Origin of the sequence: Uliginosibacterium silvisoli (genome assembly GCF_036017035.1) — a bacterium.
GTDB classification, from domain to species: Bacteria; Pseudomonadota; Gammaproteobacteria; order Burkholderiales; family Rhodocyclaceae; genus Viridibacterium; species Viridibacterium silvisoli.
The window spans coordinates 1,939,017-1,965,654 of the sequence record NZ_JAYXHS010000001.1; the positions used below are offsets into that span (position 1 = coordinate 1,939,017).

Genomic DNA, 26,638 nt, shown 5'->3' on the forward strand with positions numbered 1-26,638 from the left:
AGCTGAACATGAGCGCAGTTACCCCTGACGCCGTTCACGGACATGATCACCACGGTCACGACGACCATGACCACCATATGCCAACCGGATGGCGTCGCTGGATGACGGCGACCAACCACAAGGATATTGGCACGCTGTACCTGTTCTTCAGCTTCATGATGTTCCTCACCGGCGGTGTGCTGGCGCTGACCATCCGCGCCGAGCTGTTCCAGCCCGGCCTGCAGATCGTGCGTCCCGAGTTCTTCAACCAGCTCACCACCATGCATGGGCTGATCATGGTGTTCGGCGCGATCATGCCTGCCTTCGTCGGCTTCGCGAACTGGATGGTGCCGCTGATGATTGGCGCGCCTGACATGGCTTTCGCGCGCATGAACAACTGGTCGTTCTGGCTGTTGCCGCCCGCTGCGCTGCTGCTGGTGGGCTCGTTCTTCGTGCCCGGCGGCGCGACCGCTGCGGGCTGGACGCTTTACGCGCCACTGTCCCTGCAAATGGGCATGGGCATGGACATGACGATCTTCGCTGTGCACATCATGGGTGCCTCGTCGATCATGGGCGCCATCAACATCGTCGTGACCATCCTGAACATGCGCGCACCCGGCATGACGCTGATGAAGATGCCGATGTTCTGCTGGACCTGGCTGATCACCGCTTACTTGCTGATCGCCGTGATGCCGGTGCTGGCCGGTGCCGTCACCATGTTGCTGACGGATCGCCACTTCGGCACGTCCTTCTTCAATGCCGCCGGCGGCGGTGATCCGGTCCTGTACCAGCACGTCTTCTGGTTCTTCGGTCACCCCGAGGTGTACATCATGATCTTGCCGGCTTTCGGCATCGTCTCGCAGATCATCCCGGCCTTCGCCCGCAAGCCGCTGTTCGGCTATGCATCGATGGTCTATGCCACGGCTTCGATTGCAGTCCTGTCCTTTGTCGTGTGGGCGCACCACATGTTTACGACCGGCATGCCGGCCGTGACGCAGATCACCTTCATGTACATGACGATGCTGATCGCCGTGCCGACCGGTGTGAAGGTGTTCAACTGGATCGCCACCATGTGGCGTGGCTCGATGACCTTCGAGACGCCGATGCTGTTCGCCGTCGGCTTCGTCTTCGTGTTCACCATGGGCGGCTTCACCGGCCTGATGCTGGCCGTCGCGCCGGCTGACATTCAGTATCAGGACACCTACTTCGTGGTGGCGCACTTCCACTACGTGCTGGTGGCGGGTTCGCTGTTCGCGTTGTTCGCGGGTACCTACTTCTGGATTCCGAAGTGGACCGGCTATATGTACGACGAGAAGCTCGGCAAGCGCCATTTCTGGCTGTCGATGATCTCGTTCAACATCACTTTCTTCCCGATGCACTTCCTGGGTCTGGCCGGCATGCCGCGTCGCATCCCGGACTACAACCCGTTCTTCACGAACTTCAACGAGATTGCAACGGTCGGCGCCTTCGGTTTCGGCCTGTCGCAGGTGTTCTTCCTGTACATCGTGCTCAAGTGCATCAAGGGTGGCCCGAAGGCCGCTGACAAGCCTTGGGACGGTGCAGAAGGTCTGGAGTGGACGGTGCCGTCGCCTGCGCCTTTCCACACCTTCGATACGCCACCGAAGTTTGAAGCACCGAGCTATCTGGAGCACCACTGAGCGCCCTCGTGATGGAAGACAGGAAACGCCGGAATGTGCGCACCCTGCTGATACTCGGATCGATCGCGCTGGCGTTTTTTGCCGGCTTCGTCGCGAAGACATGGTTGTTCGGTTTCTAAGCAGCAGGTGTGGTGGTAGATGAAGCGCGAAAACCGCACCCTGCGGATCAAGTTGTTGATTGCTGCATGCGCGATGTTCGGGTTCGGTTTTGCGCTGATTCCGTTCTACAAGACAATTTGCGAGATCGCCGGATTCAATAATCTGGGGCGTGCCGACAAGGGCGTAAGCAATACGCAGGTCGACACTTCACGGACGGTGTTGGTGCAGTTTGATGCCAATACACGCAATTCAGCATGGCGCTTCAAGCCCCTGCAGGAAAGTGTGAAAGTGCATCCGGGCCAGATGGTGCGGGTGGATTACGAAGTCGAGAATACGCTGGACCGGGCGGTAACCGGACAGGCTATTCCGAGCTACACGCCAATGGTTGCGGAACGGCATGTGCAGAAGCTGGAGTGCTTCTGTTTTCGCCAGCAGACATTTGCGGCGCATGAGAAGCGTGTGATGCCGGTGGTCTTTACGGTGGATAGCAAGCTGCCGACGGAAGTGCCGGTGTTTACCTTGTCCTACACTTTCTTTGAAGTGGAAGGCACGCAAAAGTGAGGTCGGATGTGGCCGATGGCGAGGGTGGCAAGCAGGGCAGGCCGGGTTTTTTTGCGACGGTAAGTGCAGTGCTGGGAGCCTTCATCGGCATCCGCAAGCGCAGTGCATACGAACGCGATGCGGCGCAGTTCAAGGCGAAGCACTTGATCGTGGCGGGAGTGATTGGCGGCATAATTTTCGTGGTGAGCATCGCGATGCTCGCCCGCTTTGTGATTTCGCAGGCCGCGCAGTGAAGCGTCCGCGACAGTTTCGAAACCAGTCGTTTTTGAATTCAGTAAATCAAGCAAAACCTTGGAGAAGGCCAGCATGAGCCAGACCACAGATAAGTATTTCGTCCCCGAACCCTCGACCTATCCGCTGATCGGCTCGCTTGCATTGTTGCTGTTGGGTGCCGGCGCATCGTTCTGGGTCAACCATCTCGATGTCGGCCCCTGGCTGGTGGCCGCTGGCTTTGCTGTGCTGATCTACATGTTGTTCGCGTGGTTTGGCGCGGTGGCCGGCGAATCGGAGAGTGGCAAGTACGGCACCCAGGTCGACAAGGCATTTCGCTGGAGTATGGGCTGGTTCATTTTCTCCGAAGTGATGTTCTTTGCCGCCTTCTTCGGCGCCCTGTTCTATGTGCGCCATATCGGCATCCATGATCTGGGGAGTGCTGACGGCAATCTCTTCTGGCCGGCGTTCAAGGCCGCGTGGCCAACGGCTGGCCCGTTGGGCGAGCTCGAAATGACCATGGCTCCGACGATTTCGTTCGGCAAGAGCATGCTGGGTCTGGCATTCATGGTGGCAGCTGGTGCTGCCGTGACTTACGCACACAAGCCGCTGGAGCACGGACAACGTGGTCAGCTACAACTGGTGCTGGTGCTGACTGTCGTGCTGGTCGGTCTGTTTCTGGGCGTCATGACGACAGACTGGCTGCCTGCGATCAACACCGCGCTACTGCTGGCCTCGGCAGCGACGTTGACCTGGGCGCACTGGGCGATCCGTAAGGGTGATCGCAAGCAGTTCAACATCTTCCTCGCACTGACGATCCTGCTGGGCCTGGTTTTCCTGGGCTGCCAGGCGGAGGAATACATCCACGCCTATCACGAAGGCCTGAAGCTGACTTCCGGCATCTACGGCTCGACCTTCTTCATGATGACCGGCTTCCACGGCTTGCATGTGACCATCGGGGTGATCATGCTGATCGTGACCCTGGGGCGCTCGCTGGCTGGCCATTTCTCGGCCGACCGCCACTTCGCTTTCGAGGCGGCGGCCTGGTACTGGCACTTTGTGGACTACGTCTGGTTGCTACTGTTCATCGTGGTGTACGTACTCTAGGAACGCCAACAAAAATGGGCTGCGAGCGCAGCTGGTCATCGTTGGCTCGCTCGCCGTGCCTAAGCACTGCTCTGCGCGAGCCGCCTTGCCAGCCACGCTCTCGCCGCATTTTGTTGACGCCCTGAACGGTGTTGCGAGTCAGGGGCAGGTTTGAGGTCAGTCAGCCCAATAAGTGACCTGACACCCAGCCCATGCGGTAGATCAGTAGTACCAACAAGAAAAGCAGCAGGGACAAGCCGATGCGCCAGGTCAGCGCGCGAACGGTGCGGTCACTGTTGCTTTTGTCTTTGACGAGCGAGAAAAGACCTGAGCCCAGGCTGGCCATGATGGCCAACAATAGTGCGATGACGACCCAACGCATGATGTCGTTTCCGTAGAATTTCAGGCCGTGATTCTAGCGCGCTGCTGAATGGCGCTCCGCAATAGTTTTCCGCCTTGGCCGATGTGCCTGTGGGCTTTATTCAAGGTTTTGTTCAAGACTTCCCGTGCCTGAATTCCGCCGCATGATTGTTCGCCTCACGCCGTATGTTGCGGGTGTGTTGATGTGCGTCCTGTGCGTGCGCCTGGGCTTCTGGCAAGTGCATCGTGCCGAGTACAAGGCAGAGCGGCAGGCTCATCTGGATGCCGCCGGCGCGCCTTTACCCGCGAAGTCGGCTGCAACGCTGGAGGAATGGCAGCGAGTTGCGTTGAGCGGCACCTGGATTGCCCCGCAAACCGTGTTTCTCGACAATCGTGTGCGTGAAAAGCAGACGGGCTACCACGTGCTTACCCCTTTGCGGCTGGATGGCGGCGGAGGTGTGGTAATCGTCAATCGTGGTTGGGTTGCCGCCGGCTTGTTGCGTAGCAATTTGCCTGTGATTACGACACCTGCCGGACACGTTACGCTGAACGGCTTGATGTTGAAGCCCGATCTGACAGGTTTCCGGCTGGATGACGGCAAGGAAGCCGGGGCAGTCTGGCAGCGTGCCGACCCTGCGCACTTCGCGACGCGCTTGGGGGAAAAGGTGAGCTCCTTGATCCTGTTTCAGGAGAGCGATGGTCATGACGCCTTGCTGCGCGATTGGCCGCGTCCGGATCTTGGCGTGGGCAAGCACAAGGCGTATGCCTTGCAGTGGTTTGTATTTGCCGTCACGGCTGCTGGCCTGACTGGATTCTTCGGCTGGCGCCAGTGGCGTCGGTCCCCTCGGAAGAAGGCGTAAGGATGTAATGAAAAGCGAGCAGATTCTCTCCCCCGCCGCGCCAACGGCCGAGCAAGTTGCAAAAGGGCGTCGCACGCTGGTGCTCCTCTTTCTGGTCTGTCTGGCGCCAGTCCTCGCGGCGTATGGTGCGTTCTACGTCTGGCGACCTTCCGCGCAAGCCAGCTACGGCAAGGTCGTGTCGCCGCCCGTGGCGTTACCCGTCGCCACGCTCAAGACGCTTGATGGGGCTCCGCTGGTCGAGGGTATCCGCGGTAAGTGGACGCTTGCCGTGCGCGCGCCGAGCGCTTGCGATCCGGCCTGTCAGCAAGAGCTTTACTACACGCGCCAGATCCGCACGATTACAGGCGCCAACATGGACCGCGTAGCGCGCTTGTGGGTCTTCGACGATGCACGCCAGCCCGAGGCGAAATTGCTGGCCGATCACCCCGGTTTGCTGGTGGTCAGCGATCCCGCGCTCGCCAGCGCCGTAGGTCCCGCAGGACAAATTGCCTTGATTGATCCGCGTGGCAACCTCATGATGCGTTTCCCGGAAAATGCCGAGCCGAAAGGCATCGTCAAGGACCTGCAGAAGTTGCTCAAGTATTCCCGCTGAACCTCGGCCACCCGGTTGAAATTCCGGGCTACGGAACCCGTGCTCACCGACATGATCCGCAAACTCGCTCTCTCCTCCCTGTTGTTGGCCTTCTTTGTTGTCGTGCTCGGCGCCTATGTGCGCCTCAACGACGCCGGGCTGGGTTGCCCTGACTGGCCTGGCTGCTATGGCGAGCTGTCGCCACATCATGCCCAGGACGAAATCAAGGCGGCGCACGCGGCTGACGAACACGGCCCCGTTTCCATGCATAAGGCGTGGAAGGAAATGATTCATCGCTATTTCGCATCGACGCTCGGCCTGCTGAGCCTGATCATGGCCGTGCTCGCCTGGCGTCGCTGGCGCGCGCAGGGCATCTCGCCAGGGCAGCTGTTTGCACTGTTCGGCCTCATCTGCCTGCAAGGGGCTTTCGGGGCCTGGACTGTGACGCTCAAGCTGATGCCCGCGGTGGTGAGCACGCACCTGCTGCTGGGGCTGACGACATTGGGGGCGCTGACCTGGGTCGTGCAGCGGGAGTCCGGTGCGGCGCGTCATGCGGCCGGGACGCGACTCGCCTTTGCCGCACGTACCGCCCTGGTGTTGCTGGCCCTGCAGATTGCGTTGGGAGGCTGGGTATCGACCAACTATGCTGCGCTGGCCTGCCCGGACTTTCCGACTTGCCAGAATGGCTGGCTGCCGTCGATGGATTTCGGCACAGCCTTCCAGCTCTTCCGCGAGCTGGGCCGTACCGCGACAGGTGAGCTGTTGTCGGCCGCTGCGCTGACGGCCATTCACTGGAGTCACCGCATCGGTGCTGTGGTTGTCGGCGCGTACCTGCTGATTTTCGGCGTGCGCCTGATGCGCCACGAAGCTTTGCGCGGGCTGGCCGCGTTCCTGATGATTGCCGTGATCACACAGATTGCATTGGGTGTTTCCAACGTGGTGTTTGCCCTGCCGCTGGGGGTTGCTGTCGCACACAATGCAGTAGCGGCGTTATTGGTTGTCATTGTGGTGTCGATCAACTTCCGGCTACGCGCCGTGACGGCGGGCGCGCATATGGAAAGGATCTGGAATGAACGGCTCGCAACTTGAAAGCAGGCACGGCGTAAGCCTGTTGCAAAAACTTCAGGCCTACCTCGCGCTGACGAAACTGCGTGTGAATACGCTGATCGTCTTCTGCGCCATCATCGGCATGTTCCTCGCCGTGCCTGCCGGCTTGCCGCCTGCGGCACTGGTGCTTGCCGCAACGCTGGGTATCGCCGCTGTCGCGGGTGCCGCTGCAGCCATCAACTGCCTGATCGAGCAGCGCATCGACGCCAAGATGGCGCGTACGCGGGCGCGGCCATTGCCGCGCGGGCAGCTGTCCTCACAAGAAACCCTGCTGTTCTCGGCCATCCTGGGTGGCGCGGGGCTGTCGCTGCTGTACCACGCCGTCAATCCACTGACCATGTGGCTGACGCTGGCTACGTTCGTGGGCTACGCGGTCATCTACACCGTCTTGCTCAAACCGAATACGCCGCAGAACATCGTCATAGGCGGTGCATCGGGCGCCATGCCGCCGGTGCTCGGCTGGGCAGCCATGACCGGCGAGGTTTCATCCGACGCCTGTCTGCTGTTCCTCATCATCTTCACGTGGACGCCGCCGCATTTCTGGGCGCTGGCCCTTTACCGCACCAAGGACTACGCCGCAGCGGGTTTGCCGATGCTGCCGGTGACGCATGGTTCGAGATTCACGCGCCTGCACGTGCTGCTCTACACCTTCATCCTCACCGGCGTGACCCTGTTGCCGTTCGCCAGCCACATGGCGGGCATGGTCTACCTGATCAGCTCGCTGGCGCTGAATGCAGTTTTCATCGCCTATGCCATTGCGCTGCTGCGTAACTACAGCGATGACCTTGCGAAACGCACTTTCCGTTTTTCCATCCTGTACCTGTCGCTGATTTTCGCGGCATTGCTGGTCGATCACTATCTCAAGTGAGGCTTTCGTGCGCGCGCTGACAGTCTTCCCCAGAGTTCTTGCTGCCTTGTTGCTGGCGTCGCTGCTGGCAGCATGTGACAAGGCGCCGCAGTTCAACGCGACCGACATTACTGGCGCGGATTACGGCGCTGCACTGAACCTGCCGGATGCGAGCGGCAAGAGCCGATCCATCGGCGATTTCTCTGGCAAGGTCGTGGCCGTTTTTTTTGGCTACACGCAGTGCCCGGACGCATGCCCGACCAGTCTGGCACTGATGGCCGATGTGACGAACAAACTCGGCGAAGACGGCAAGCGCCTGCAGGTGATACTCGTCTCTGTCGATCCGGAACGCGATACACCAGAGCTGCTCGGCCAGTACGTCACGGCCTTCAATCCCGGCTTCATCGCAATGCGCGGCACGCTGGCGCAGACCAAGGCCGTTGCTCAGTCCTTCAATGTGTTCTACGAGAAGCGTGGCGACATTGCTGGCGGCAAGTACACCATGGACCATACCGCCGGCATTTATCTCTTCGACACCAAGGGCCGCGCGCGCTTGTTCGTGCGTTACGGCGAAACACCTGAAAACCTCTTGGCCGATATCAAGTTGCTGCTGTCCGGCAAATAAGGCGTAGCGCGCGCACAAAAGAAAAGGCCGACATCATGTCGGCCTTTTTCATGGCGATGCAGTCGCGCATCAGGCCATCGTCAGCTGTCCACGCATCTTCTGCATGGCCTTTACTTCGATCTGGCGAATGCGCTCGGCGGATACACCGTACTCTGCGGCCAGCTCATGCAGGGTTGCAGCAGTCTCGTCTTCAGCAACCAGCCAGCGACGTTGCACGATGGCGCGGCTGCGCTCGTCGAGGCTCGCCAGTGCGCTCTTCAGGCCGGTGTCCTGCAGGTGTTCGATCTGCGCGGTTTCCAGCACTTCGGCCGGCTCCGCGGCCGGGTCGACCAGCCAGCTGATCGGCGAGTAATGGCGATCTTCATCGTCGTCCCCCGAACCTTCCAGCGCCACATCACCGCCGGCAAAGCGCGATTCCATCTCGAAGACTTCCTCGGTTTTCACGCCCAGGCGTTCGGCGATGTCGGATGCTTCCGAATTCGTCAGGCTGTGCGGCGCTTCGCCGTTCTGGCTACGCAGGCTGCGCAGGTTGAAGAACAGCTTGCGCTGCGACTTGGTCGTGGCGATTTTCACCAGACGCCAGTTCTTCAGGATGTATTCGTGGATTTCGGCCTTGATCCAGTGGATGGCGAAGGACACGAGACGCACGCCACGATCCGGGTCGAAGCGCTTGACCGCCTTCATCAAGCCGACATTGCCTTCCTGGATCAGGTCGGCGTGTGGCAGGCCATAGCCCAGGTAGTTACGGGCAATCGAAACCACCAGACGCAGGTGCGACAAGACCAGCTGGCGCGCGGCATCGAGGTCGTTGGCGTTGCTGAGACGACGCGCCAGTGCCTTCTCCTGCTCTTCGGTGAGCATGGGGAAGCGGTTGGCGGCCTGAATGTACTGATCAATGCTGCCCAGCGCGCTGGGCGTCGGGAATATCAATGCAGAAGATGTCATGTCTAGCTCCTTGCGACTACTGTCGAGAACGATTTTAGCACTCTCAGTGGTTGAGTGCTAAGAGCCAGGAAAAGTTCCGGCACCTGCTGCCCAATGGGCGTGAAGTCCGTCACCTATATGGGAGCCGTTCTAGCGCAAACAAGGCCGCACTGTCAGTCCGTTCCGCAACAGAGCAAGATCGTTCTTTTTGACGGAATGCGTGGCTGCTTAGTCCACCAGGCCGTCGTGCAGGTGGCGCCGCACCGAGATAGCCGCGCCCAGCCAGCCGAGCAGGGCGGCAAAGGCGCATAGTACGGCCGCCTGCCACAAAGCGGGACCGCCGATGGCCAGCACGATGCTGTAACGCTGAGCGAGAGCTTCGATTTGCGGCGCCATCACCCGCAACAGGCCCGCGACCAGCGCCCAGGCCAATAGACCGCCCAGCAGGCCTTGCAACAGGCCGAAGTAGAGGAAAGGGCGGCGCACATGGTTACGCGTGGCGCCCAGCAGCAACTTGACCGAGATCTCGTGGCGCTGCGTCAGGATCTGCAGGCGGATGGTGTTGAAGGTCACGATGATCAGGGCAGTGCCGAGCAGGCTGGCGAGCAACAGGGTGGTGCTGCGCGCCAGGGCGACGATCGCGTGGAGCCGTTCCACCCATTCCGAATCGAGCTGGGTCTGGGCGACTTCGGGGATGGTGCTGATCTGGTTGCGCAGCGCTTCAAAGCTTGCCGGGCTGTCGTCGCGCGGATCAAGAATGAAAGCGTCCGGCAGCGGATTGTCGGCCAGCGCCCCGGTCACGTCACCGAAGCCACCACGCGCGGCGAGCTGCTTCAGGGCTTCATCGCGCGGCACGAAGCGCAGGGCTGCGATCTGCGGGTTGGCGCGCAGCCTGGTCTCGATGGCCTTGACGCGCTCTGTCGGGACGTCGACTTTCAGGAAGACGCTGATCTCCGGCTTGCCGGAAATGCCACGCGCCAGGCTGGCGACATTGTCGACCAGCACATAGCCGAGCGCGGGCAAGGCCAATGCGATGGCGATGACGAGGGCCGACAGCAAAGTCGTCAGCGGCTTGCTCACCAGGCGCTGAAGCGCCTGGCGGATGGCGGGGAAATGAGCGCTCATGACAGCAGCTTTCCGTGCGCCAGTTCAACGCGGCGTGCGCCGTAGGGCGAATACAGCGTGTCGTCATGCGTGGCCAGGATGAGCGTCACGCCGGCTGCGTGGAAGCTGCGGAACAGCGCTGCGATCTCGCGGGCATAAGCAGGGTCGAGGTGGGCCGTCGGCTCGTCGGCGATCAGGATGGAGGGGCGATTGACGATGGCACGCGCAATTGCCACGCGCTGCTGCTCGCCGCCGGAGAGCGTGATCGGCATCGCCGTCTCGAACTTCGCCAGGCCGACCTTTTCGAGTGCCACGCGCACGCGCTTGCCCGCATCGGCCGGGGCGTCGCCAGCGATCACCAGCGGCAGCATGACGTTGTCGAACACGTTGCGATCCATCAACAGGCGATGCTCCTGCATCACCAGGCCGAGACTGCGGCGCAGGTAAGGGATCTGCGACTTGCGCATGCGGCCGACATCGAGACCATTGACCAGCACGCGGCCGGCGGTGGGTGCCTCCAGCGCGGCGATGAGCTTGAGCAGGGTGCTCTTGCCTGCGCCGGAGTGTCCGGCGAGCACCAGCAGTTCGCCGTGACGGATTTCCAGACTCAGGTCTGTCAGGGCCTCGTGGCCGCCAGGATAGTGCTTGCTGACGTTTTCAAACTGGATCATCGAAGCCCCTGTGCAGAGCCGTTCGATCTTCCTGCGAGACCGTGACCGGGGTTCCGCAGTTACACGCTCGTGTGCTCGAAATCCTCATGTAGTGACCTACACTCCGGTTCCGGTGCTGCTCCGAACGGGTAACTGAGCCCGCTGACGGCCTCTCGCTACAGATCCAAACGGTTCTCTTGTTATTTGGCGCGCCCGAACTGCTTGTCCAGCCAGTCGAAAGACGCTTCCTGCGTGTCTTTCAGGTATTCGTGCGTACCGGGAAGGATGCGCGTATCGAGCTTGTCTGCGGCCTTCCATGCGCCCCAGACGTTCGCCATCTTACCGAAAGCTGTCTTGACCGAATCGACGGGAAAGAGACCGTCCTTCTCCCCGGCGAAAACCAGCATCGGTTTTGGTGCCGCCAGGCTGGCGACATCGGGGAAGTCGAGATAGCGCAGCACGCCCGGATGCAGCATGTTCCACGCCGATGATCCCTTGAGCTGGTTATTGCCCGGCACCATCAAACCATCGGTCGTCGCCATCCAGTTCACCACGACGGCTGCGGTGATGGAGTCGGACAAGGCCGCGACCTGCCAGGCGCGGAAAGCGCCCATCGAGAAACCGACTGCCGCCACCTTTTTCTTGTCGACTTCGGCTTGCGACGCGAGGAAGTCGGCGCCACGCGAATCTTCCAACGCCATCGTGCCTGCCAGCGAGCTGCCCAGATTGAACAGGTTGGCAGCCACCGCTTGCTGCATCTCGAAGGTCAGCGCCGCGCGATCGCCCCAGCCCAGCGCATCCAGCGCCAGGACGACGTAGCCGCGTTCGGCGAGTGCGTCGCCCGGGTAGCGACCGGAGAAGAACTTGTCTGCCCAGCCCTGGGATGAGGTCAGGCGAGCGTCGTTGTCCCAGGTCTTGATCAGCTTTTCCTTGCCGATGTCGAACTTCGAGCCGTGGTCATGCAGCAGCAGCGCAGCGGGGAAGGGGCCCTTGCCCTTGGGCACCAGCAGCAGGCCCTGTACGCGGCTCTCTGCCGTCAGGTTGAAGACGACCTTGCGTGCGACGTAGCTGCCGCGATCGACTTCGCTGATGACCCGGGCGTCGAATGGCGTCTTGTCCGGCGACTGCAGGGTCAGCTCCCACATCTTGTCGCGGCCCGTCTTGCGCCACGCCGGCAGGTCTTTCACCGCAGGCGTCCACGCCATCTGGAAGTTGAGTTTGGCCTTCAGTGCCTGGTAGAACGTAGGCATGTTGTCCTTGATGCCCTGCGTCTGGAAATCCGTGTCCGCAGCCATCGCGGGGAGAAAACTATTCATCGAAAACAGACCGCATAACAGCAGATGTGGCAAACGCATATTTTAGTCTCCAATGTGGTTGTGACCGGTGCCATATATCGCCCGGCGTTTGTACCACATCAGGCTGCTGTTTTATCGGAGAACAGGGCATCGACGAATTCCGTCGCATCGAACGGCTGCAAGTCTTCAATGCCTTCGCCCACGCCGATGAAGCGCAGCGGTTTCGGAATCGTGCGCGCAATCGCAGCCACCACCCCGCCCTTGGCCGTGCCGTCTAGCTTGGTGACCACCAGGCCGGTGACATTGATGGCCTTGTCGAAGGCCTTGAGCTGGGCGATCGCGTTTTGGCCGATGTTGGCATCCAGCACCAGCAACACTTCGTGCGGGCCGCTGGGCTCGGCTTTCTGGATCACCCGACGGATCTTGGCGATCTCGTCCATCAGGTTCAGCTGGGTCGGCAGGCGGCCGGCCGTGTCGATCAGCACGATGTCAATGCCACGCGAGCGCGCCGAGGTGATTGCATCGAAGGCCACTGCTGCCGGGTCTCCGCCTTCCTGCGCGATGACGACGACGTTGTTGCGCGATCCCCATTCCTCGAGCTGTTCGCGCGCTGCTGCGCGGAAAGTGTCGCCCGCTGCCAGCAGCACGCTTTTTCCCTGCGCCTGGAAATGATGGGCGAGCTTGCCGATGGAGGTGGTCTTGCCCGCGCCGTTGATGCCGGCGAGCATGATGATGAAGGGCTTGTGGCCATCGGTCTGCAGCGGCGCCTGCAGCGGCAACAGTAGATTGCGCAAGGCTTCGGCCAGCACGGCCTGCAGTTGCTCGCCGGTTTCGAGCTTGTCCTGCTTCCAGCGACGGCGCAGTTCGGTGAGCAGTGCGGTTGTGGCTTCGACGCCGCAATCGGCCATCAGTAGCGTGGTTTCGAGCTCCTCGAGCAGGTCCTCGTCGATCTTGCGCAGGGAGAAAATGCTGCCCAGCGCGCCGAGCTGGTTACGGGTGCGCGACAGGCCTGTCTTGAGCCGGTCCAGCCAGCCCGCTTTAGGCGCTTCAGCAGCCACCTCGGGCGAGGTTTCAGCCGCATCGGGCGTCGATTTGTCGGGGGATTTCTTGAAGAAACTGAACATGTCGGTCTGATGAAAAGCTGGCTTGATTTATGATGCTGCGCGCGCACCGGATCGGAGGCACGCAAACCGCATGATTTTGCCGAAAGTCTACCAGATGCTCACCCTTGGCCCGGATTGCAATGCCCGCATGAGCAAGCAAGGCGCGCAGCCATGAGCCGCGTACGCATTGTTGGCGGCACGCATCGCTCGCGCCTGATCGAAGTGCCTGACGCGATGGGTTTGCGTCCTACGCCTGATCGCGTGCGTGAGACCCTGTTCAACTGGCTTGGTCAGGATCTGACCGGCCTGCGCTGCCTTGACCTGTTTGCAGGCAGCGGTGCGCTCGGTTTCGAGGCCGCATCGCGCGGGGCTGCCGAAGTCACCATGCTTGAGTTTGTCCCCAAGGTGTTTGCTCATCTGAAGAAGACGCAAGCCGCGCTCGCGACAAACAATGTGAGGTTGCTGCAGGGTGATGCGCTAAAATTCATTGCAGCGCCGCAAACGCAGCGTTTTGATCTGATCCTGCTGGACCCGCCGTACCGGCAAGGCTGGCTGGAGAAGCTGGCGCCGCATCTGTCGCAATGGCTGGCTCCGGATGCGCGGTTGTATGTCGAAGCTGAGACCGCGCTTGAAAGCTATGCAGGCCTGACCGTCATCAAATCGGGCAAAGCCGGGCAGGTGCATTATCACTTGCTGTCGGCAGCTGCGTCCGCGTGAAGCAATTCAGAAGCACCTACCTGACCCACTTGAGCTGACCGGAGTAAATCAGTAATGCATAACAGGCTTGTGGTTTACCCCGGCACGTTTGACCCCCTCACGCGCGGGCACGAGGAGTTGGTGCGCCGCGCTGCACGCATGTTTGACCAGGTGATCGTGGGTGTGGCGCAAAGCACGGGCAGCAAGCGCCCGCTGTTTGGTCTCGATGAGCGCGTGGAGCTGGCGGCGGCCGTGCTGGCGCCCTATACCAACGTCAAGGTGGTGGGTTTTTCAGGACTGTTGATGGATTTCATTCGCAGCCATGGCGCACATATCATCGTGCGCGGCCTGCGTGCAGTGTCCGATTTTGAATACGAGTTCCAGATGGCAGGCATGAATCGGCGACTCTATCCGGACGTCGAAACCGTGTTCCTGACGCCGAGCGAAGAGTTCATGTTCGTCTCCGCCACCATGGTCCGCGAGATCGGCCTGCTGGGCGGCGATGTGAGCACGTTCGTGCATCCCCTGGTGGCCGAACGCATCAAGCAGAAGGTCGGCGCAGCCGGCTGAATTATTGAAGTTGAAAGAGGTTGCAAGATGGCCCTGATGATTACGGACGAATGCATCAATTGCGATGTGTGCGAGCCTGAATGCCCGAATGAAGCCATTTCCCAAGGCGTCGAAATCTACGAGATCAATCCGTCCAAATGCACCGAGTGCGTGGGGCACTTCGACGAGCCGCAGTGTCAGCAGGTGTGCCCGGTTGACTGCATTCCGCTGAATCCGGAAATCGTTGAAAGCAAGGACGAATTGATGGAGAAGTATTACAAGCTCACCGAAGTGAAGTGAGCCCGGTGTTGGCTCATCACGAGCAATGAAAAAGGGCGCCCGCGGGCGCCCTTTGTTTTTCTGGCGATGAAGCCGGTCAGGCCGCAAGCACCTCGCTGGCACTGTTGGGCGCCGAGGCGCCCAGTGCGGATTCGATGGCTTTACGCATCATGGCGACTTCTTCCTGCTGGCGTGTTAGTGCAGCTTCGGCCTGGCGGAGTTCGTCGATGCGGTCTTCCAGCGTACCGGTCGCTTCATGCACGCGCTTGACGCTTTCGAGGCGACGCTTGAGTTGCAGTTGGTACTCGCGCACCTGTGTTTCCAGCGGCGCCATGACGGCACGCAGCCATTGTTCGATGTCGCGATTGGCAACTTCAAACGTGCGGCGTGCTTCGATGGCGATCGTGTCGAAGAAGCGCTGCGTGACCGTGCCTTTCCACTGCGTGATCATCGCGCTCATGGTGTTGAGCTGATCGTCGAAAGCCTTTTCCAGGCGCGCAATTTCGCGCTCGTAACGCACCGTCGAGAAGCCTGAGGGCGGTGCCAGCTTGAGACCGTGCTCGACCGCAAAACGCTTGTACATCGCGTCCAGCATGGTCGTGATCTCGGCGATTTCGTCGGACGACTTGTGCAGGTTGCCGCGCAGGTTGCCGAAGAACTGCAGCATGGCTTCGCGCAGGCCCTTGGAGAAGTTCGCATCGACCATGCGTGCACGCGTGCGGCGAGTTTCCGAGCGCACGGTGTCGACCCCGATGTGCGAGAACAGCTTGTTCGACAGGCTGGTGAACACGCTGCGCACGGCGTGATACTTCTGCAGGCCGTTTTCGAACTCTTCCTTCTCGGCGCGCACCTTGCGCATCATGTATTCGATGACGCCCTGGTTCTTGCCGCGCAGGTCCGACATCTCCTTGAGCTGCTCCTGCAGGCCGCGTTCGCGCGCCGTCAGGATTTCGCTCATGCGACGGATGATTTCGCCGGTCTCGAGCAGGGCGTTTTCACGCGTGATGTGCTGGCGCGTCGGCAGCAGTTCGGTGCTCAGCGCGTTTTCGAGAATGTCGATGCGCGAGCGGTCGAGCAATGCCCGATCCTGATGAACCTTGGCGTACAGCGCCTTCTGAGCAGATACCGGATAGACCTGATCGCTGGTGATGCCCAGCGTTTCAGCCACGGTCGACACCTGTTTGCTGATCTCGGTGTTGATCTGTTCTTCGCTGCGCAGGCCATCCCACAGGCCGTCGATCTTGTTGAGCACAACCATGCGGCCGTTCTTCTGCGTACGACCGACATTGACGTGCTTTTGCCAGACTTGCAGGTCGCTCTGGGTGACGCCGGTGTCGGCGGCGAGCAGGAACAGGACCGCATGAGCGCTGGGGATCATCGACAGCGTCAGCTCTGGCTCCGAGCCGATGGCGTTGAGGCCCGGGGTATCGACAATAACCAGACCTTGTTCCAGCAGCGGATGCGGGAACTGGATGATGGCATGGCGCCAGCAGGCCACTTCGACCATGCCATTGGCGTCCGGGCGGGAGCCCTCGCTGCCCGTTTCGTCGATCGGGAAGCCGAGGCGCTCCGCTTCCTCACGGGTGACGAGCTTGGTCTCTGCGACGCGCAGGAAAGCCTTCTGCAGGCTTTCCGCGCTCTGTACGTCGAAGGGTTCCAGCGTCCATTCCGCAGGCACGCGGCGCAGTTCAGCCACACTTTCCTGACGGCCGCGTGTTTCGATAGGCAGCAGGCGGATGCCTGGCGTCGCACCGTTATCCCAGGCCAGTTCGGTGGGGCACATGGTGGTGCGGCCAGCACTGGAGGGCAGGACACGGCTGCCGTACTGCGCAAAGAAAATGGCGTTGATGAGTTCGGACTTGCCGCGCGAGAACTCGGCGACGAAGGCCACGACGAGCTTGTCTTCCTTGAGGCGATCGAGCAGATGCTGCAGGCGCATGTCGGCCTGGGCGTCGGAAAGGTCGTTGTTGTTCAGCCAGGAGCGCAAGTGCTGGACGGCCGAGCTGACTTCATTGCGCCAGCGTGAGTATTCGGAAAACTGGTCAATCAGGGCCATGTGCGGGTCCCCTCCCCGTGGTGGTCTCGGTCGCGCCGGCAGCGTGAAAGCGGTATTGCCGGTCGTTTTCTTAAGCAATCAATCGCTTAACTACTTATTCGATTGCTAGCATAGCTGGAATTGGTTCGGCCGCAATACTCGGAAAAAGCCGTTCCGCGCCCGAGTGGCCCGCCGGTCGCGCCGATGAGACACATGCTGCAGCAATTTGCGTTTCGGGTCCGCCGCAAACAGGTTTACGGCCGTTGGCAGCGGCTGCAGAAAAAGGTGCTGCGTTGCCCCATGACCTGCTTGCGGATCGGCGTCGTGCATACCCGGCAGGGCTCGCCTTCGCGGGCGTAGACGAAGTAGCTCTGCTGGAAGTAGCCCGAGTTGCCATTGACCGCCACGAAGTCGCGCAAGGTGCTGCCGCCCGCCTCAAGCGCGTCCTGTAGGGTTTCGCGGACGCAGGCGACAAGACGCGTGCAGCGCGCCAGCGACAGGCGGCCTGCACGAGTATTGGGGTGGATGCGGGCCCGGAACAGGCTCTCCGACGCATAGATGTTGCCGATGCCCACCACGCGCTGCGCGTTCATGATCCACAGCTTGATTGGCGTGCTGCTCTTGCGCGTCGCGGCGTACAGCCAGGCGCCGGTGAATTGCTCTTCGAGCGGCTCTATCCCCAGATGCGCCAGCAGCGCGTGATCTTCGGTGGGGGGCGGCACCCACAGTACGGCGCCGAAGCGGCGCGGGTCGTGAAGGCGCAAGAGGCGATCGCCGAATAGCAGATCCACATGGTCGTGCTTGCCCGGTGCCGTCGTGCTCGGCAGCACCCGCAGACTGCCTGACATGCCGAGATGAATCAGGATGCTGCCCGTGCTGACGTCGAGCAGCAGGTACTTTGCGCGTCGTCTGACGGCATCAATGCGTTGGCCCGTGAGGCTTTCGCCCAGGTCCTGGGGGACCAGGTAGCGCAGCTGCGGTTGGCGGACGGCAAGTCCGGTGATGGTCTGGCCCGCGATGTGGTCGGCGATGCCGCGGCGGGTGATTTCGACTTCGGGGAGTTCGGGCATGTAACCTTCCTGCGCTGCGCCCGGGCCTTCATCTTGCGTTCGTCTGTCTTGCAGGCGCTGCGCTGCGGCGTGCGGGGTCTTGCTGTTACCATCGTGGCGGGTGGCAATTGTGACTCCGCCGTGCAATTGATGCCATCCACCCCCTGCAACGCTGGAGCAACGATGCCTTCTTTCACCCGGTCGTCCTTCGTGTCTTGTTCGCTTCGCCATTCGTTGTGCGCTTTGGCCCTGGTGGCTGTGTTTGGAACGCCTCAGGCGGCAGAGCCGCTGCCGGGCCTTACGCAATCGGCACCCCTTGGTACGCCGCAGCCAGCGCCCAAGGTGGTGACCGAGCTGAGTGGCGAAATACTCGCGAGAGTCATGCTGGCTGAGATTGCAGCTGTGCGTGGTCAGCTGGAGCTGGCAGCGCATATCTACGTCGACATGGCACAGCGCACGCAGGATGCGCGCCTTGCGCGACGTGCGACTGAGCTGAGCCTGGCCAGCGGGCAGGCGGAGTTGACCGGCAAGGCCGCCAAGCTGTGGGCTGCGCTCGAGCCCAAGGCCACCAATTCCTTGCAGGCGTTGGCGTTGGCCATGTCTGGCGAGATGAGCAAGCTCGAAGAGATCGAGCCGCCGCTACGCCGCATGCTGGAGTCGGAAACGACTCCGACCGAAGTGTTCCTGCTGCAATTGCCGGGTTTGTTGGTGCGTTACCCCGACAAGGCTGCGGCGCTGGCGATGGTCGAGCGCCTCACACAGCCTTACCTGAATATGCCTGAAGCGTATTTCGTGCGTTCGGTCATGGCGCTCTCGGCAGGAGATCTGACCAAGGCCGAGCGGACTAGCCAGAAGGCGCTCGATCTGCGCCCGGATTGGGAGGCCGCTGCGCGCGTCAAGGCGCAGTCCGTGCCCAAGGCGCGTCAGACACAAGCCATGGAAGAGCTCGGGCGTTTTGGTAAGCGCTACCCGCAATCGATCGGCGCGCGTGAGGACTATGCGCGCTGGCTGGCAGCGGAAGGCCGCAAGAATGAGGCTACCGAAGCATATGACCGGCTTCGCGCAGACTTTCCGAATAATGATGATGTGATTTTTGGTGCAGTCGTTGCGATGGTGCAGGCGGGGGAGAGCGACAAAGCCGAGCCTTTGCTGCGGCGCTTGATCGATCACAACTACCGCGAGGTCGACCAGCTGCGCCTGCAGCTCGGCTTGATCCTTGAAACCTCCCGTCCGGCAGAGGCGGTCAGTGTCTATCGCAGCGTTCAGCCGGGGACGCAATACATCACCGCACGCGCACGCGCAGCACAGATCCTGATCAGCCAGGGCAAGACTGAAGAGGCGCGCGCCGTACTCGCAGAAGCCTCGGCGAAGAGCCCGGACAATGCCGTCGAGCTGACGCTCGCGCAGGCGAGCCTGCTGCGCCAGAACAAGCAGACGGTCGCTGCGCTGGAGTTGCTGGATAAATATCTGGTGAGCAAACCAGATGAGCATGAGGTGCTGTATCAGGCTGCGATGCTTGCCGAAGAGCTCAAGCGTTATGACGTCATGGAGCAGCGCCTGCGTCATCTGATGGCTGTACGCCCCGACCAGTCCTCGGCCTTTAATGCCTTGGGCTACTCCTTCGCGGATCGCAATATCCGGTTGGAAGAAGCAGACAAGTTGCTGACGCAGGCCATCAAGCTATCGCCGGATGAGGCTGCCATTGTGGATAGCATGGGCTGGTTGCGCTTCCGCCAGAATCGTCTCGATGCGGCAGCGGAACTGCTGCGCAAGGCCTACAAGTTGCAGGCGGATCCCGAGATTGCCGCGCATTTGGGCGAGGTCTTGTGGAAGCAGGGGCGGCAGGATGAAGCACGTGAGGTCTGGCAGCAGGCGCGCAAGAGCAGTCCGGACAACGCGGCGCTCATCGAAGTCATGGGGCGCTTGCTGAAATGAACATCAAAGGATCTAGGTTCGGATGCTGGTGAAGACTGTTCGTATGGATTTCGTGCGCAGATACTGCGCCATGTTGTGCGTAGGCTTGCTGACGGCTTGCGCATCGGCTCCGCCTCCACCCGTTGCGATTCCGCCGCGACCAGCGCGCGAGAGCATCCAGAGATTCGGATTGTCGGGGCGCGCCATCATTCGCCAGAGCGCGCGCGCGGACACCATGCGTCTGACATGGGAGCATTCCGTTGCGGAAGATGCGATCGGGTTTTCGTCATCCCTGGGGATGGTGGTGGCCGAATTGCAGCGCAATGCCAGCGGCGCACGCTGGATGACAGCTGATGGCGAGCGCTTCGAGGCGCGCTCGGCTGATCAGTTGATGGCGCGCATTACCGATCAGCCCGTGCCCCTGGAGGCCTTGTCGCGCTGGGTGGTCGGGCGTGTCGGCAATGGAGCCACGGCGACGCGCGACGCCAAGGGGCGTCTGCTTGAGGCTGTCGACCAGGGATGGTCGGTGCGAGTACTGAGCTACGAAACAGAATTGCCGGAGGCCTTGCCCTCGACCATCGAAGTCGAGCACGGTGCTTTGCGCATTCGCCTGGCAATCGAAGAATGGGTGCTTTAGGCGCTGATGCGGCCGGTTTCATCGCGTGTCCGGCTCCCGCAAAAATCAATCTTTTCCTGCATGTAACGGGCCGTCGCAGCGATGGCTACCACACGTTGCAGACTGCTTTTCTCATGCTGGATCACGGCGACGTACTGCATTTTCGTGTGCGGGCAGACGGGGCGATTCATCGCGTGAACGATGTGCCGGGCGTGCCGCCTGAGCAGGACCTCGTTATTCGCGCGGCGCTGCTGCTGAAGGAGAAGACGGGCTGCTCGCGCGGTGCGGATATTCGCGTGGACAAGCGTTTGCCAATGGGCGGCGGTCTGGGCGGCGGCAGCTCGGATGCCGCAACGACCTTGCTCGCGCTCAACAAGCTATGGCAGCTCGAAGTGCCACGCCAGACGCTACAGGACTGGGCGGTATCCCTCGGTGCGGATGTGCCTTTTTTCGTGTTCGGACGTACCGCACTGGCAGAGGGAATCGGCGAGACGCTGGTACCGTTGCATGTGCCAACTTCCTGGTATGTGGTCGTCGAACCACCCGTAGCCGTTCCGACCCCAGAGATTTTTCGTGATAAAGGTTTGACGCGCGACACTGAAGCCGTCATAATCTCGGCCTCTCCAGTTGGCGGGGAGTTGCAGGCGGATGTGCAGGAGTGGTTTCAGCGGCACACACGCAATGATCTGCAACCCGTAGCATGCCGCCTTTATCCGGAAGTGCAGAAAGCCCTCGATGCTTTGGTGCCCTTTGGTTTCTCGGGGGCTGGGCCGCGGATGAGTGGTTCTGGAGCGTGTGTTTTTCTGCCTTGTTCGAGTCGGGCGCAGGCGGAAAAGGTAGTTGAAGAATTGAAGACGGAGTGGCGTGTGTGGTGTGCCCCTTCGATCGAGTTGCATCCTTTGCATGCGTGGGCTTCTGATCAGGCCGCGTAGCAGAGAGTGAAAAGAGTTTTGGGGAGTCGCCAAGCTGGTCAAGGCACCGGATTTTGATTCCGGCATTCGAAGGTTCGAATCCTTCTTCCCCAGCCAGACGATCGGGCAGGCCGTGTAGAAAGCGGCCTGCCCTTATGCTTTACAGTACTTGGCAAATCATTTGTCATGAGGTTCAAATGGCTTACGGCAGCTTGATGGTATTTACCGGTAACGCTAACCCGAAGTTGGCGGCCGATGTGGTCAAGCGTCTCGGAATTTCCGTAGGCTCGGCGACCGTTGGACGTTTCTCCGACGGTGAGGTCAATGTCGAGATTCTCGAAAACGTGCGTGGTAAAGACGTTTTCGTGCTCCAGCCGACCTGCGTGCCGACCAATGACAACCTCATGGAGCTGATGATCATGGTCGATGCGCTCAAGCGCGCATCTGCTGGCCGGATCACCGCTGCGATTCCGTATCTGGGTTATGCCCGCCAGGACCGTCGCCCGCGTTCGGCGCGTGTGCCGATCACGGCCAAGGTTGTGGCCAACATGCTGCAGGCCGTGGGCGTGCAGCGCGTGCTGACCGTCGATCTGCATGCCGACCAGATCCAGGGTTTCTTCGATATCCCGGTCGATAACATCTACGCTACGCCGTTGTTGCTCGACCAGCTGCGCAAGAGCGAGCAAGTCAATGACCTGCTGGTGGTGTCTCCCGACGTGGGCGGCGTGGTGCGTGCGCGCGCCGTGGCCAAGCAACTCGAGACCGACCTGGCCATCATCGACAAGCGTCGTCCGAAGGCGAACGTGTCGGAAGTGATGAACATCATCGGTGACGTGCAGGGTCGTACCTGCGTGATCGTGGATGACATCGTCGATACCGCCGGTACCTTGTGCAAGGCTGCGCAGGCACTGAAAGAGCAGGGCGCGAAGCGCGTGGTGGCATACATCACGCACGCTGTGCTGTCGGGTGCCGCGATCAGCCGTATCGCCGATTCGGATCTGGATCAGCTGGTCGTGACTGACACCATCCCGCTGCGGGATGACGCGAAGGCAACGGGCAAGATCAAGCAGATCTCGATTGGCTCCCTGATGGCCGATACGATGCTGCGCATCAGTAATGAAGAGTCTGTGTCGTCGCTGTTTACAGAAGATGACGACGACTGAGTCTTGAAGGTTTCAGGGTGTTGCCGCTGGCAATGCCCTTTTTGTGTGATGACATCTGGTCGCGGGTGTCATCGTTATCTGGAGATTGATATGCAATTTACATTCGCCGCTACCAAGCGCGTGGAACAAGGTACGGGTGCGAGCCGCCGCCTTCGTCGCGCTGGTGTGATTCCGGGCATCATCTACGGTGCCAACAAGGATGCGATCAACGTTAATTTTGATCACAACGAATTGTTCCACCTGCTGCGCAACGAGAAGTTCCACTCCTCGGTTGTGACTGCTGATGTGGAAGGTTCGAAGGAAAGCGTCATCCTGCGTGCTACGCAATGGCACCCGTTCCGCCCGGTCGTCCTGCACCTGGACTTCCAGCGCGTCGACGCTTCGCAGAAGCTGCACACCAAGGTGCCACTGCACTTCCTGAATGCTGAAGTCAGCCCTGGCGTGAAGCTCGAAGGCGGCATCGTGTCGCACGTGCTGACCGATCTGGATGTGACCTGCCTGCCGGCCGACCTGCCCGAGTTCATCGAAGTGGATCTGAAGGATCTGTCCGGTGGCCACTCCCTGCACGTGTCGCAACTGAAGCTGCCGAAGGGCGTCGAAGTTGTGCATCACGGTGAAGGCGATCCGGTTGTTGCCACCATCCTGCAAGTTCGCGGTAGTGGCACTGACGATGCAGCAGGCGAGGCCGCAGCTCCGGCCGCGTAATTGTCTGTGGCATCGCAACCAGCTCCCAAGCTGATTGTCGGCCTCGGTAATCCCGGGGCCGAATACACCGAAACCCGGCACAACGCCGGGTTTTGGTTTTGTGAGCGCCTTGCGCAGCAGCTCGGCGTGTCATTGAGCCACGAATCCCGTTTCCACGGTTATGCAGGTCGTTCGCGCATTGGCAATAGCGATGTCTGGATCCTCCTGCCACAGACCTTCATGAACCGTTCCGGCCAGTCAGTGCTTGCGCTGGCCCATTTCTATCGCATCCTGCCCAACGAGATTCTCGTCGTGCACGATGAGCTCGACATTCCGCCAGGACAGTCGCGCCTGAAATACGGCGGCGGTCTGGGTGGGCACAATGGCCTCAAGGACATCACCGCACGTTTGTCGACGCAAGACTACTGGCGCCTGCGCATCGGCATCGGTCATCCAGGCGACAAGAACCAGGTGGCAAACTACGTGCTGAATCGCGCGCGCCGTGAAGAGCAAGTCGAGATCGACGAAGCCATCGAGCGCGCATTGGGCGCGTGGCCGAAGATCGTCGCGGCCGACTGGAATGCAGCAGGTCAAATCATCAACGCGCGCCCTGCGGCGCCGAAACCCGGGAAAGCATCATGAGTCTCAAATGCGGCATCGTTGGTCTGCCCAACGTCGGAAAGTCGACCCTCTTCAATGCGCTGACCAAGGCGGGTATCGCTGCGGAAAACTATCCCTTCTGCACGATCGAGCCGAATGTCGGCATCGTCGAAGTGCCGGACCCCCGTCTCGCCGAGCTGGCCAAGATCGTCAAGCCGCAAAAGATCCAGCCGGCTATCGTCGAGTTTGTTGACATCGCGGGCTTGGTCGCCGGCGCCTCGAAGGGTGAAGGCCTTGGCAACCAGTTCCTGGCCAATATCCGCGAGACGGACGCCATCCTGAACGTCGTGCGCTGCTTCGATGACGAGAATGTGGTGCACGTCTCTGGTCGTGTCGATCCGATCGCTGATATCGAAACGATCGTGACCGAGCTGGCGCTGGCTGACATGACTGCGGTGGAGAAGGGCATCCAGCGCGAGAACAAGAAAGCCAAGTCTGGCGACAAGGACGCACAGAAGCTCGTGGCCTTGCTGGAGAAGCTGTTGCCGCATCTCAACGAGGGCAAGCCGGCGCGCACCATGACCTTGTCGGACGACGAGAAGCTGTTGCTCAAGCCGCTGTGCCTGATGACGCTGAAGCCGGCGATGTATGCGGGCAACGTGCTGGAAGATGGTTTCGAGAACAATCCGTATCTGGATCGCTTGCGCGAGCACGCTGCGAAGGAAGGCGCGCCCGTGGTGGCTGTCTGCGCCAAGATCGAACAGGAGTTGGCGGATCTTGATGATGAAGACAAGAAAGCTTTCCTTGCCGATCTCGGTCTTGAAGAGCCGGGCCTCAATCGCCTGATCCGTGCCGGTTACGATCTGCTCGGTTTGCAGACCTACTTCACGGCAGGCGTGAAGGAAGTGCGCGCCTGGACGATCCACAAGGGCGACACCGGCCCACAAGCGGCAGGTGTGATCCACACCGATTTCGAGCGTGGCTACATCCGCGCACAGACGATCGCTTACGACGACTTCATTCAGTACGGCGGCGAGCAGGGTGCCAAGGAGGCGGGCAAGGTGCGCGCCGAAGGCAAGGAGTACGTTGTCAAGGATGGCGATGTCATGAATTTCCTGTTCAACGTCTGATATCGCGCACTTGCTTGAAGATAAAAAACGCCTCGCAAATCAGCGGGGCGTTTTTCATTGCGACGCCGGTGTGCTTGTCTCCGTCAGAGCGGCAACTGTCCCTGATCGTTGAGTTGGGCCAGTCGGTACTGGTTGCCGCCGCCTTGTTTGGCTTGATACATCGCAGCGTCGGCCAGCGAAAGCAGTTTGTCGGGCATGGCTGTGTGGTCAGGGTAGATGGCGATGCCGACACTGACGCCAAGCACGTACGTACTGCCGCCGATGTCGAGGCTTTGCGTGAGCGTGGCGGTGATCTTGCTCGCGACCTGTTCGGCGTCTGCAATGCTCTCGATGGCGGGCAGCAGCACGACGAATTCGTCGCCGCCCAGGCGTGACAGCGTATCGGCTTCACGGATTGCGCCACGGAGGCGTTCCGCTACGGCGACGAGGACGCGATCACCGGTGGAGTGGCCGTCGGTGTCGTTGATGACCTTGAAGTTGTCGAGGTCGAGCAGCATCACCGCGACGCGGCGCAGATTGCGTTTGGCGAGGGCGGTGGATTGATCGAGCCGATCCATCAGCAGGCGGCGGTTGGGCAGACCGGTCAGCGTGTCGTGATGAGCGAGGTGGTGATAACGCTCCTGCTGCCTGATGTTCTCGGTGATATCCGTGCCGATGCCGTGGTAGCCGCAGAAGTGTCCGGCCTCGTCGTGCACCGGATGGCCCGTGACGGACAGCCAGCGCAGTTCGCCTTTGCGTGTGCGTAACTGGTAGGTGAAGTCATTGAAGGGCAAGTGGGCTTCGAGCGTGGCGCGGTGAGTGGCCCAGCGTTGCTCGTCGACGCCGACGATATCGAGTTCCCAGCGCAGCTTGCCGACGGTATGAGCAAAAGTGTTGAACGGGTCATCCATGCGCGCACCGCGCAACTGCGTGAAGCGGAATTCGGCATCCTGCTCCCAGTACCAGTCCGATGATAGCGACAGCAGGCGGCGGAAGCGTTGCTCGCTGCTGCGCAGGGCTGCCTCGTTGGCGAGGCGCACCGAGATGTCGGTAGTCACGAGTACGACGCCCGCGGCAAGGTCGTCCGCGTCGAGAGGATTGGCTGACAGTTCGGCGAAGAAGCATTCGCCATCGCGCTTGCGCAGACGTGCGATGCAGCCGAAGCGCTCATTGAGCGAGAATGACGCACGCATGTCTTCGAGGTAGTGCGGCCAGCTCGTCGATTCGTGCAGCCATTCGCCGATGGTGGTGCCAATGATCTGTTCTGGGCTGCTGCCCAGCATGGCGGCGCCCTGCCAGTTGCATTTCACGATGCAGGCTTCGCGCACCAGTAGGATCCCTTCGGATGCGGCGTGGAACAGGGCTTCTTGTTCGCGCGCGAGGGAGTCGCGCTGCTGGCGCCGCAGGACGACCCGACGCACCGTGCGGTAAAGCATGAAGTGGCCGACCGCGAGGACCAGTGCCGCGATGACGAGGCCCGCCGAGATCAGCGGCAGGGCAGCGGGCGGCGAAATGAGGAGGCGTAGCGTGAGGGGCAGGACAATGGATGTCAGCAGCAGGGGGAAGGCATGGCGCGAAGCGGCCAGCGAGACGCAGCTGACGATGAGGATGAGGAACTGCAGGATGCCGAGCGCGAGCAGATCCAGTTCGCTGGCGCCCGGCCACAGCGCCAGCCCGCCCCACAGGCCGCCGGATAGCAGCATCTTGAAGGCGTAGATGCGTTCCGCCGTGAGCGCTTCCTGAGCACTGCGCGCACGCAGGACGCGTATTGCCAGTGGTTTGCTCAGAAGGGCCGAGGTGCAGGTGGCTGCCGCCCACAGACAGGCCCACCACGGCGAACCGAGCTGAACCAGCCAGAAGGCGCCAAGTGGCGTAACGGCACACATGCCCATCATGCCGATACGCATGCTGGCCGCCAGCAGTCGCTGGCGCTCAAGCTCGTGGGGCAGACAGGATGTGGCAGCGCGCAGGGCGACCATGCGGTAGATCCAGAG

At 61.1% G+C, this 26,638-nt stretch carries 29 protein-coding genes and 1 tRNA gene; 21 read left to right on the top strand and 9 right to left on the bottom strand.

Going from position 1 to position 26,638, the window contains the following annotated elements:
• Positions 1-8 precede the first annotated feature (8 nt).
• From ctaD to VVD49_RS08820, 5 genes are all read left to right on the top strand, one after another.
• Positions 9-1,637, top strand: coding sequence for a cytochrome c oxidase subunit I (gene ctaD, locus VVD49_RS08805; protein ID WP_327598769.1), 1,629 nt, complete (start codon positions 9-11; stop codon positions 1,635-1,637).
• 11 nt (positions 1,638-1,648) lie between these two features.
• Complete coding sequence (locus VVD49_RS21800) at positions 1,649-1,756, top strand: cytochrome oxidase small assembly protein (protein WP_416384886.1); 108 nt, start codon at positions 1,649-1,651, stop codon at positions 1,754-1,756.
• Between the two features lie 19 nt (positions 1,757-1,775).
• Entirely contained in the window at positions 1,776-2,297 is a 522-nt protein-coding gene (locus VVD49_RS08810; RefSeq protein ID WP_327598770.1) for a cytochrome c oxidase assembly protein, read from the top strand.
• Complete coding sequence (locus VVD49_RS08815; protein ID WP_327598771.1) at positions 2,294-2,530, top strand: DUF2970 domain-containing protein; 237 nt, start codon at positions 2,294-2,296, stop codon at positions 2,528-2,530. The genes VVD49_RS08810 and VVD49_RS08815 overlap by 4 nt, the downstream gene beginning before the upstream one ends.
• A gap of 73 nt (positions 2,531-2,603) precedes the next feature.
• A complete protein-coding gene (locus VVD49_RS08820; protein WP_327598772.1) occupies positions 2,604-3,614 on the top strand; it encodes a cytochrome c oxidase subunit 3 in 1,011 nt (336 codons plus the stop codon).
• A gap of 160 nt (positions 3,615-3,774) precedes the next feature.
• On the opposite strand, the gene VVD49_RS08825 is transcribed toward VVD49_RS08820, so the two are convergent.
• The gene (locus tag VVD49_RS08825) at positions 3,775-3,975 is read right to left on the bottom strand and encodes a twin transmembrane helix small protein (RefSeq protein ID WP_327598773.1); all 201 of its coding nucleotides are present in this window, start codon (positions 3,973-3,975) and stop codon (positions 3,775-3,777) included.
• 142 nt (positions 3,976-4,117) lie between these two features.
• On the opposite strand from VVD49_RS08825, the gene VVD49_RS08830 reads away from it, so the two are divergent.
• From VVD49_RS08830 to VVD49_RS08850, 5 genes are read left to right on the top strand one after another with little or no spacing between them, the layout of a single operon-like run.
• On the top strand, positions 4,118-4,813 hold the full coding sequence (locus VVD49_RS08830; RefSeq protein ID WP_327598774.1) for an SURF1 family protein: 696 nt from the start codon (positions 4,118-4,120) through the stop codon (positions 4,811-4,813).
• Between the two features lie 7 nt (positions 4,814-4,820).
• The gene (locus VVD49_RS08835; RefSeq protein ID WP_327598775.1) at positions 4,821-5,405 is read left to right on the top strand and encodes a hypothetical protein; all 585 of its coding nucleotides are present in this window, start codon (positions 4,821-4,823) and stop codon (positions 5,403-5,405) included.
• Positions 5,406-5,444: 39 nt separating this feature from the next.
• Positions 5,445-6,473 (top strand): COX15/CtaA family protein, encoded by a 1,029-nt coding sequence (locus tag VVD49_RS08840; protein WP_327598776.1) that lies wholly within the window; start codon positions 5,445-5,447, stop codon positions 6,471-6,473.
• Positions 6,454-7,359: a heme o synthase gene (gene cyoE, locus VVD49_RS08845; RefSeq protein ID WP_327598777.1), complete on the top strand. Its 906-nt coding sequence runs from the start codon at positions 6,454-6,456 to the stop codon at positions 7,357-7,359. The genes VVD49_RS08840 and cyoE overlap by 20 nt, the downstream gene beginning before the upstream one ends.
• Before the next feature lie 7 nt (positions 7,360-7,366).
• Positions 7,367-7,963, top strand: a complete 597-nt coding sequence (locus tag VVD49_RS08850) for an SCO family protein (RefSeq protein ID WP_327598778.1) — start codon at positions 7,367-7,369, stop codon at positions 7,961-7,963.
• A 69-nt stretch (positions 7,964-8,032) separates the two neighbouring features.
• On the opposite strand, the gene rpoH is transcribed toward VVD49_RS08850, so the two are convergent.
• The 5 genes from rpoH to ftsY form a co-directional block, all read right to left on the bottom strand.
• The gene (rpoH, locus tag VVD49_RS08855) at positions 8,033-8,908 is read right to left on the bottom strand and encodes an RNA polymerase sigma factor RpoH (protein ID WP_327598779.1); all 876 of its coding nucleotides are present in this window, start codon (positions 8,906-8,908) and stop codon (positions 8,033-8,035) included.
• 207 nt (positions 8,909-9,115) lie between these two features.
• Positions 9,116-10,012: a permease-like cell division protein FtsX gene (gene ftsX, locus VVD49_RS08860; protein ID WP_327598780.1), complete on the bottom strand. Its 897-nt coding sequence runs from the start codon at positions 10,010-10,012 to the stop codon at positions 9,116-9,118.
• Entirely contained in the window at positions 10,009-10,662 is a 654-nt protein-coding gene (locus tag VVD49_RS08865; RefSeq protein ID WP_327598781.1) for a cell division ATP-binding protein FtsE, read from the bottom strand. Before VVD49_RS08865 ends, ftsX begins: the two co-directional genes overlap by 4 nt.
• 179 nt (positions 10,663-10,841) lie before the next feature.
• A complete protein-coding gene (locus VVD49_RS08870) occupies positions 10,842-11,957 on the bottom strand; it encodes a dienelactone hydrolase family protein (protein ID WP_327598782.1) in 1,116 nt (371 codons plus the stop codon).
• Positions 11,958-12,055: 98 nt separating this feature from the next.
• A complete protein-coding gene (gene ftsY / locus VVD49_RS08875) occupies positions 12,056-13,060 on the bottom strand; it encodes a signal recognition particle-docking protein FtsY (protein WP_327598783.1) in 1,005 nt (334 codons plus the stop codon).
• Positions 13,061-13,210: 150 nt separating this feature from the next.
• On the opposite strand from ftsY, the gene rsmD reads away from it, so the two are divergent.
• From rsmD to VVD49_RS08890, 3 genes are read left to right on the top strand one after another with little or no spacing between them, the layout of a single operon-like run.
• Positions 13,211-13,756: a 16S rRNA (guanine(966)-N(2))-methyltransferase RsmD gene (gene rsmD / locus VVD49_RS08880; protein WP_327598784.1), complete on the top strand. Its 546-nt coding sequence runs from the start codon at positions 13,211-13,213 to the stop codon at positions 13,754-13,756.
• 54 nt (positions 13,757-13,810) lie between these two features.
• On the top strand, positions 13,811-14,305 hold the full coding sequence (gene coaD, locus VVD49_RS08885; protein WP_327598785.1) for a pantetheine-phosphate adenylyltransferase: 495 nt from the start codon (positions 13,811-13,813) through the stop codon (positions 14,303-14,305).
• Positions 14,306-14,332: 27 nt separating this feature from the next.
• On the top strand, positions 14,333-14,584 hold the full coding sequence (locus VVD49_RS08890) for a YfhL family 4Fe-4S dicluster ferredoxin (RefSeq protein ID WP_327598786.1): 252 nt from the start codon (positions 14,333-14,335) through the stop codon (positions 14,582-14,584).
• Between the two features lie 76 nt (positions 14,585-14,660).
• Here the strand turns inward: VVD49_RS08890 and VVD49_RS08895 are convergent, their stop codons facing one another.
• Both VVD49_RS08895 and mutM read right to left on the bottom strand, forming a co-directional pair.
• On the bottom strand, positions 14,661-16,619 hold the full coding sequence (locus tag VVD49_RS08895) for a dynamin family protein (protein ID WP_327598787.1): 1,959 nt from the start codon (positions 16,617-16,619) through the stop codon (positions 14,661-14,663).
• A 233-nt stretch (positions 16,620-16,852) separates the two neighbouring features.
• On the bottom strand, positions 16,853-17,668 hold the full coding sequence (gene mutM / locus VVD49_RS08900) for a bifunctional DNA-formamidopyrimidine glycosylase/DNA-(apurinic or apyrimidinic site) lyase (protein ID WP_327598788.1): 816 nt from the start codon (positions 17,666-17,668) through the stop codon (positions 16,853-16,855).
• 360 nt (positions 17,669-18,028) lie between these two features.
• Between mutM and VVD49_RS08905 the strand changes: the two genes are divergently transcribed.
• The 8 genes from VVD49_RS08905 to ychF all read left to right on the top strand — a co-directional run bounded on the left by VVD49_RS08905 (position 18,029) and on the right by ychF (position 24,665).
• Positions 18,029-19,582, top strand: a complete 1,554-nt coding sequence (locus tag VVD49_RS08905; RefSeq protein ID WP_327598789.1) for a tetratricopeptide repeat protein — start codon at positions 18,029-18,031, stop codon at positions 19,580-19,582.
• A gap of 70 nt (positions 19,583-19,652) precedes the next feature.
• Positions 19,653-20,198, top strand: a complete 546-nt coding sequence (locus VVD49_RS08910) for an outer membrane lipoprotein LolB (protein WP_327598958.1) — start codon at positions 19,653-19,655, stop codon at positions 20,196-20,198.
• Positions 20,186-21,109 carry a 4-(cytidine 5'-diphospho)-2-C-methyl-D-erythritol kinase gene (ispE, locus tag VVD49_RS08915; protein ID WP_327598959.1) on the top strand — a complete coding sequence of 308 codons (924 nt, stop codon included), beginning with the start codon at positions 20,186-20,188 and terminating at the stop codon, positions 21,107-21,109. The genes VVD49_RS08910 and ispE overlap by 13 nt, the downstream gene beginning before the upstream one ends.
• A gap of 19 nt (positions 21,110-21,128) precedes the next feature.
• A tRNA-Gln gene (locus VVD49_RS08920) sits at positions 21,129-21,205 on the top strand.
• Positions 21,206-21,285: 80 nt separating this feature from the next.
• Complete coding sequence (locus VVD49_RS08925) at positions 21,286-22,251, top strand: ribose-phosphate pyrophosphokinase (protein WP_327598790.1); 966 nt, start codon at positions 21,286-21,288, stop codon at positions 22,249-22,251.
• A 90-nt stretch (positions 22,252-22,341) separates the two neighbouring features.
• Positions 22,342-22,956, top strand: coding sequence for a 50S ribosomal protein L25/general stress protein Ctc (locus VVD49_RS08930; RefSeq protein ID WP_327598791.1), 615 nt, complete (start codon positions 22,342-22,344; stop codon positions 22,954-22,956).
• A gap of 6 nt (positions 22,957-22,962) precedes the next feature.
• Complete coding sequence (gene pth / locus VVD49_RS08935; RefSeq protein ID WP_416384887.1) at positions 22,963-23,577, top strand: aminoacyl-tRNA hydrolase; 615 nt, start codon at positions 22,963-22,965, stop codon at positions 23,575-23,577.
• The gene (gene ychF / locus VVD49_RS08940; RefSeq protein ID WP_327598793.1) at positions 23,574-24,665 is read left to right on the top strand and encodes a redox-regulated ATPase YchF; all 1,092 of its coding nucleotides are present in this window, start codon (positions 23,574-23,576) and stop codon (positions 24,663-24,665) included. Before pth ends, ychF begins: the two co-directional genes overlap by 4 nt.
• Positions 24,666-24,748: 83 nt before the next feature.
• Here ychF and VVD49_RS08945 read toward each other — a convergent pair whose 3' ends face one another.
• The gene (locus VVD49_RS08945) at positions 24,749-26,623 is read right to left on the bottom strand and encodes a sensor domain-containing protein (protein WP_327598794.1); all 1,875 of its coding nucleotides are present in this window, start codon (positions 26,621-26,623) and stop codon (positions 24,749-24,751) included.
• Positions 26,624-26,638 lie beyond the last annotated feature (15 nt).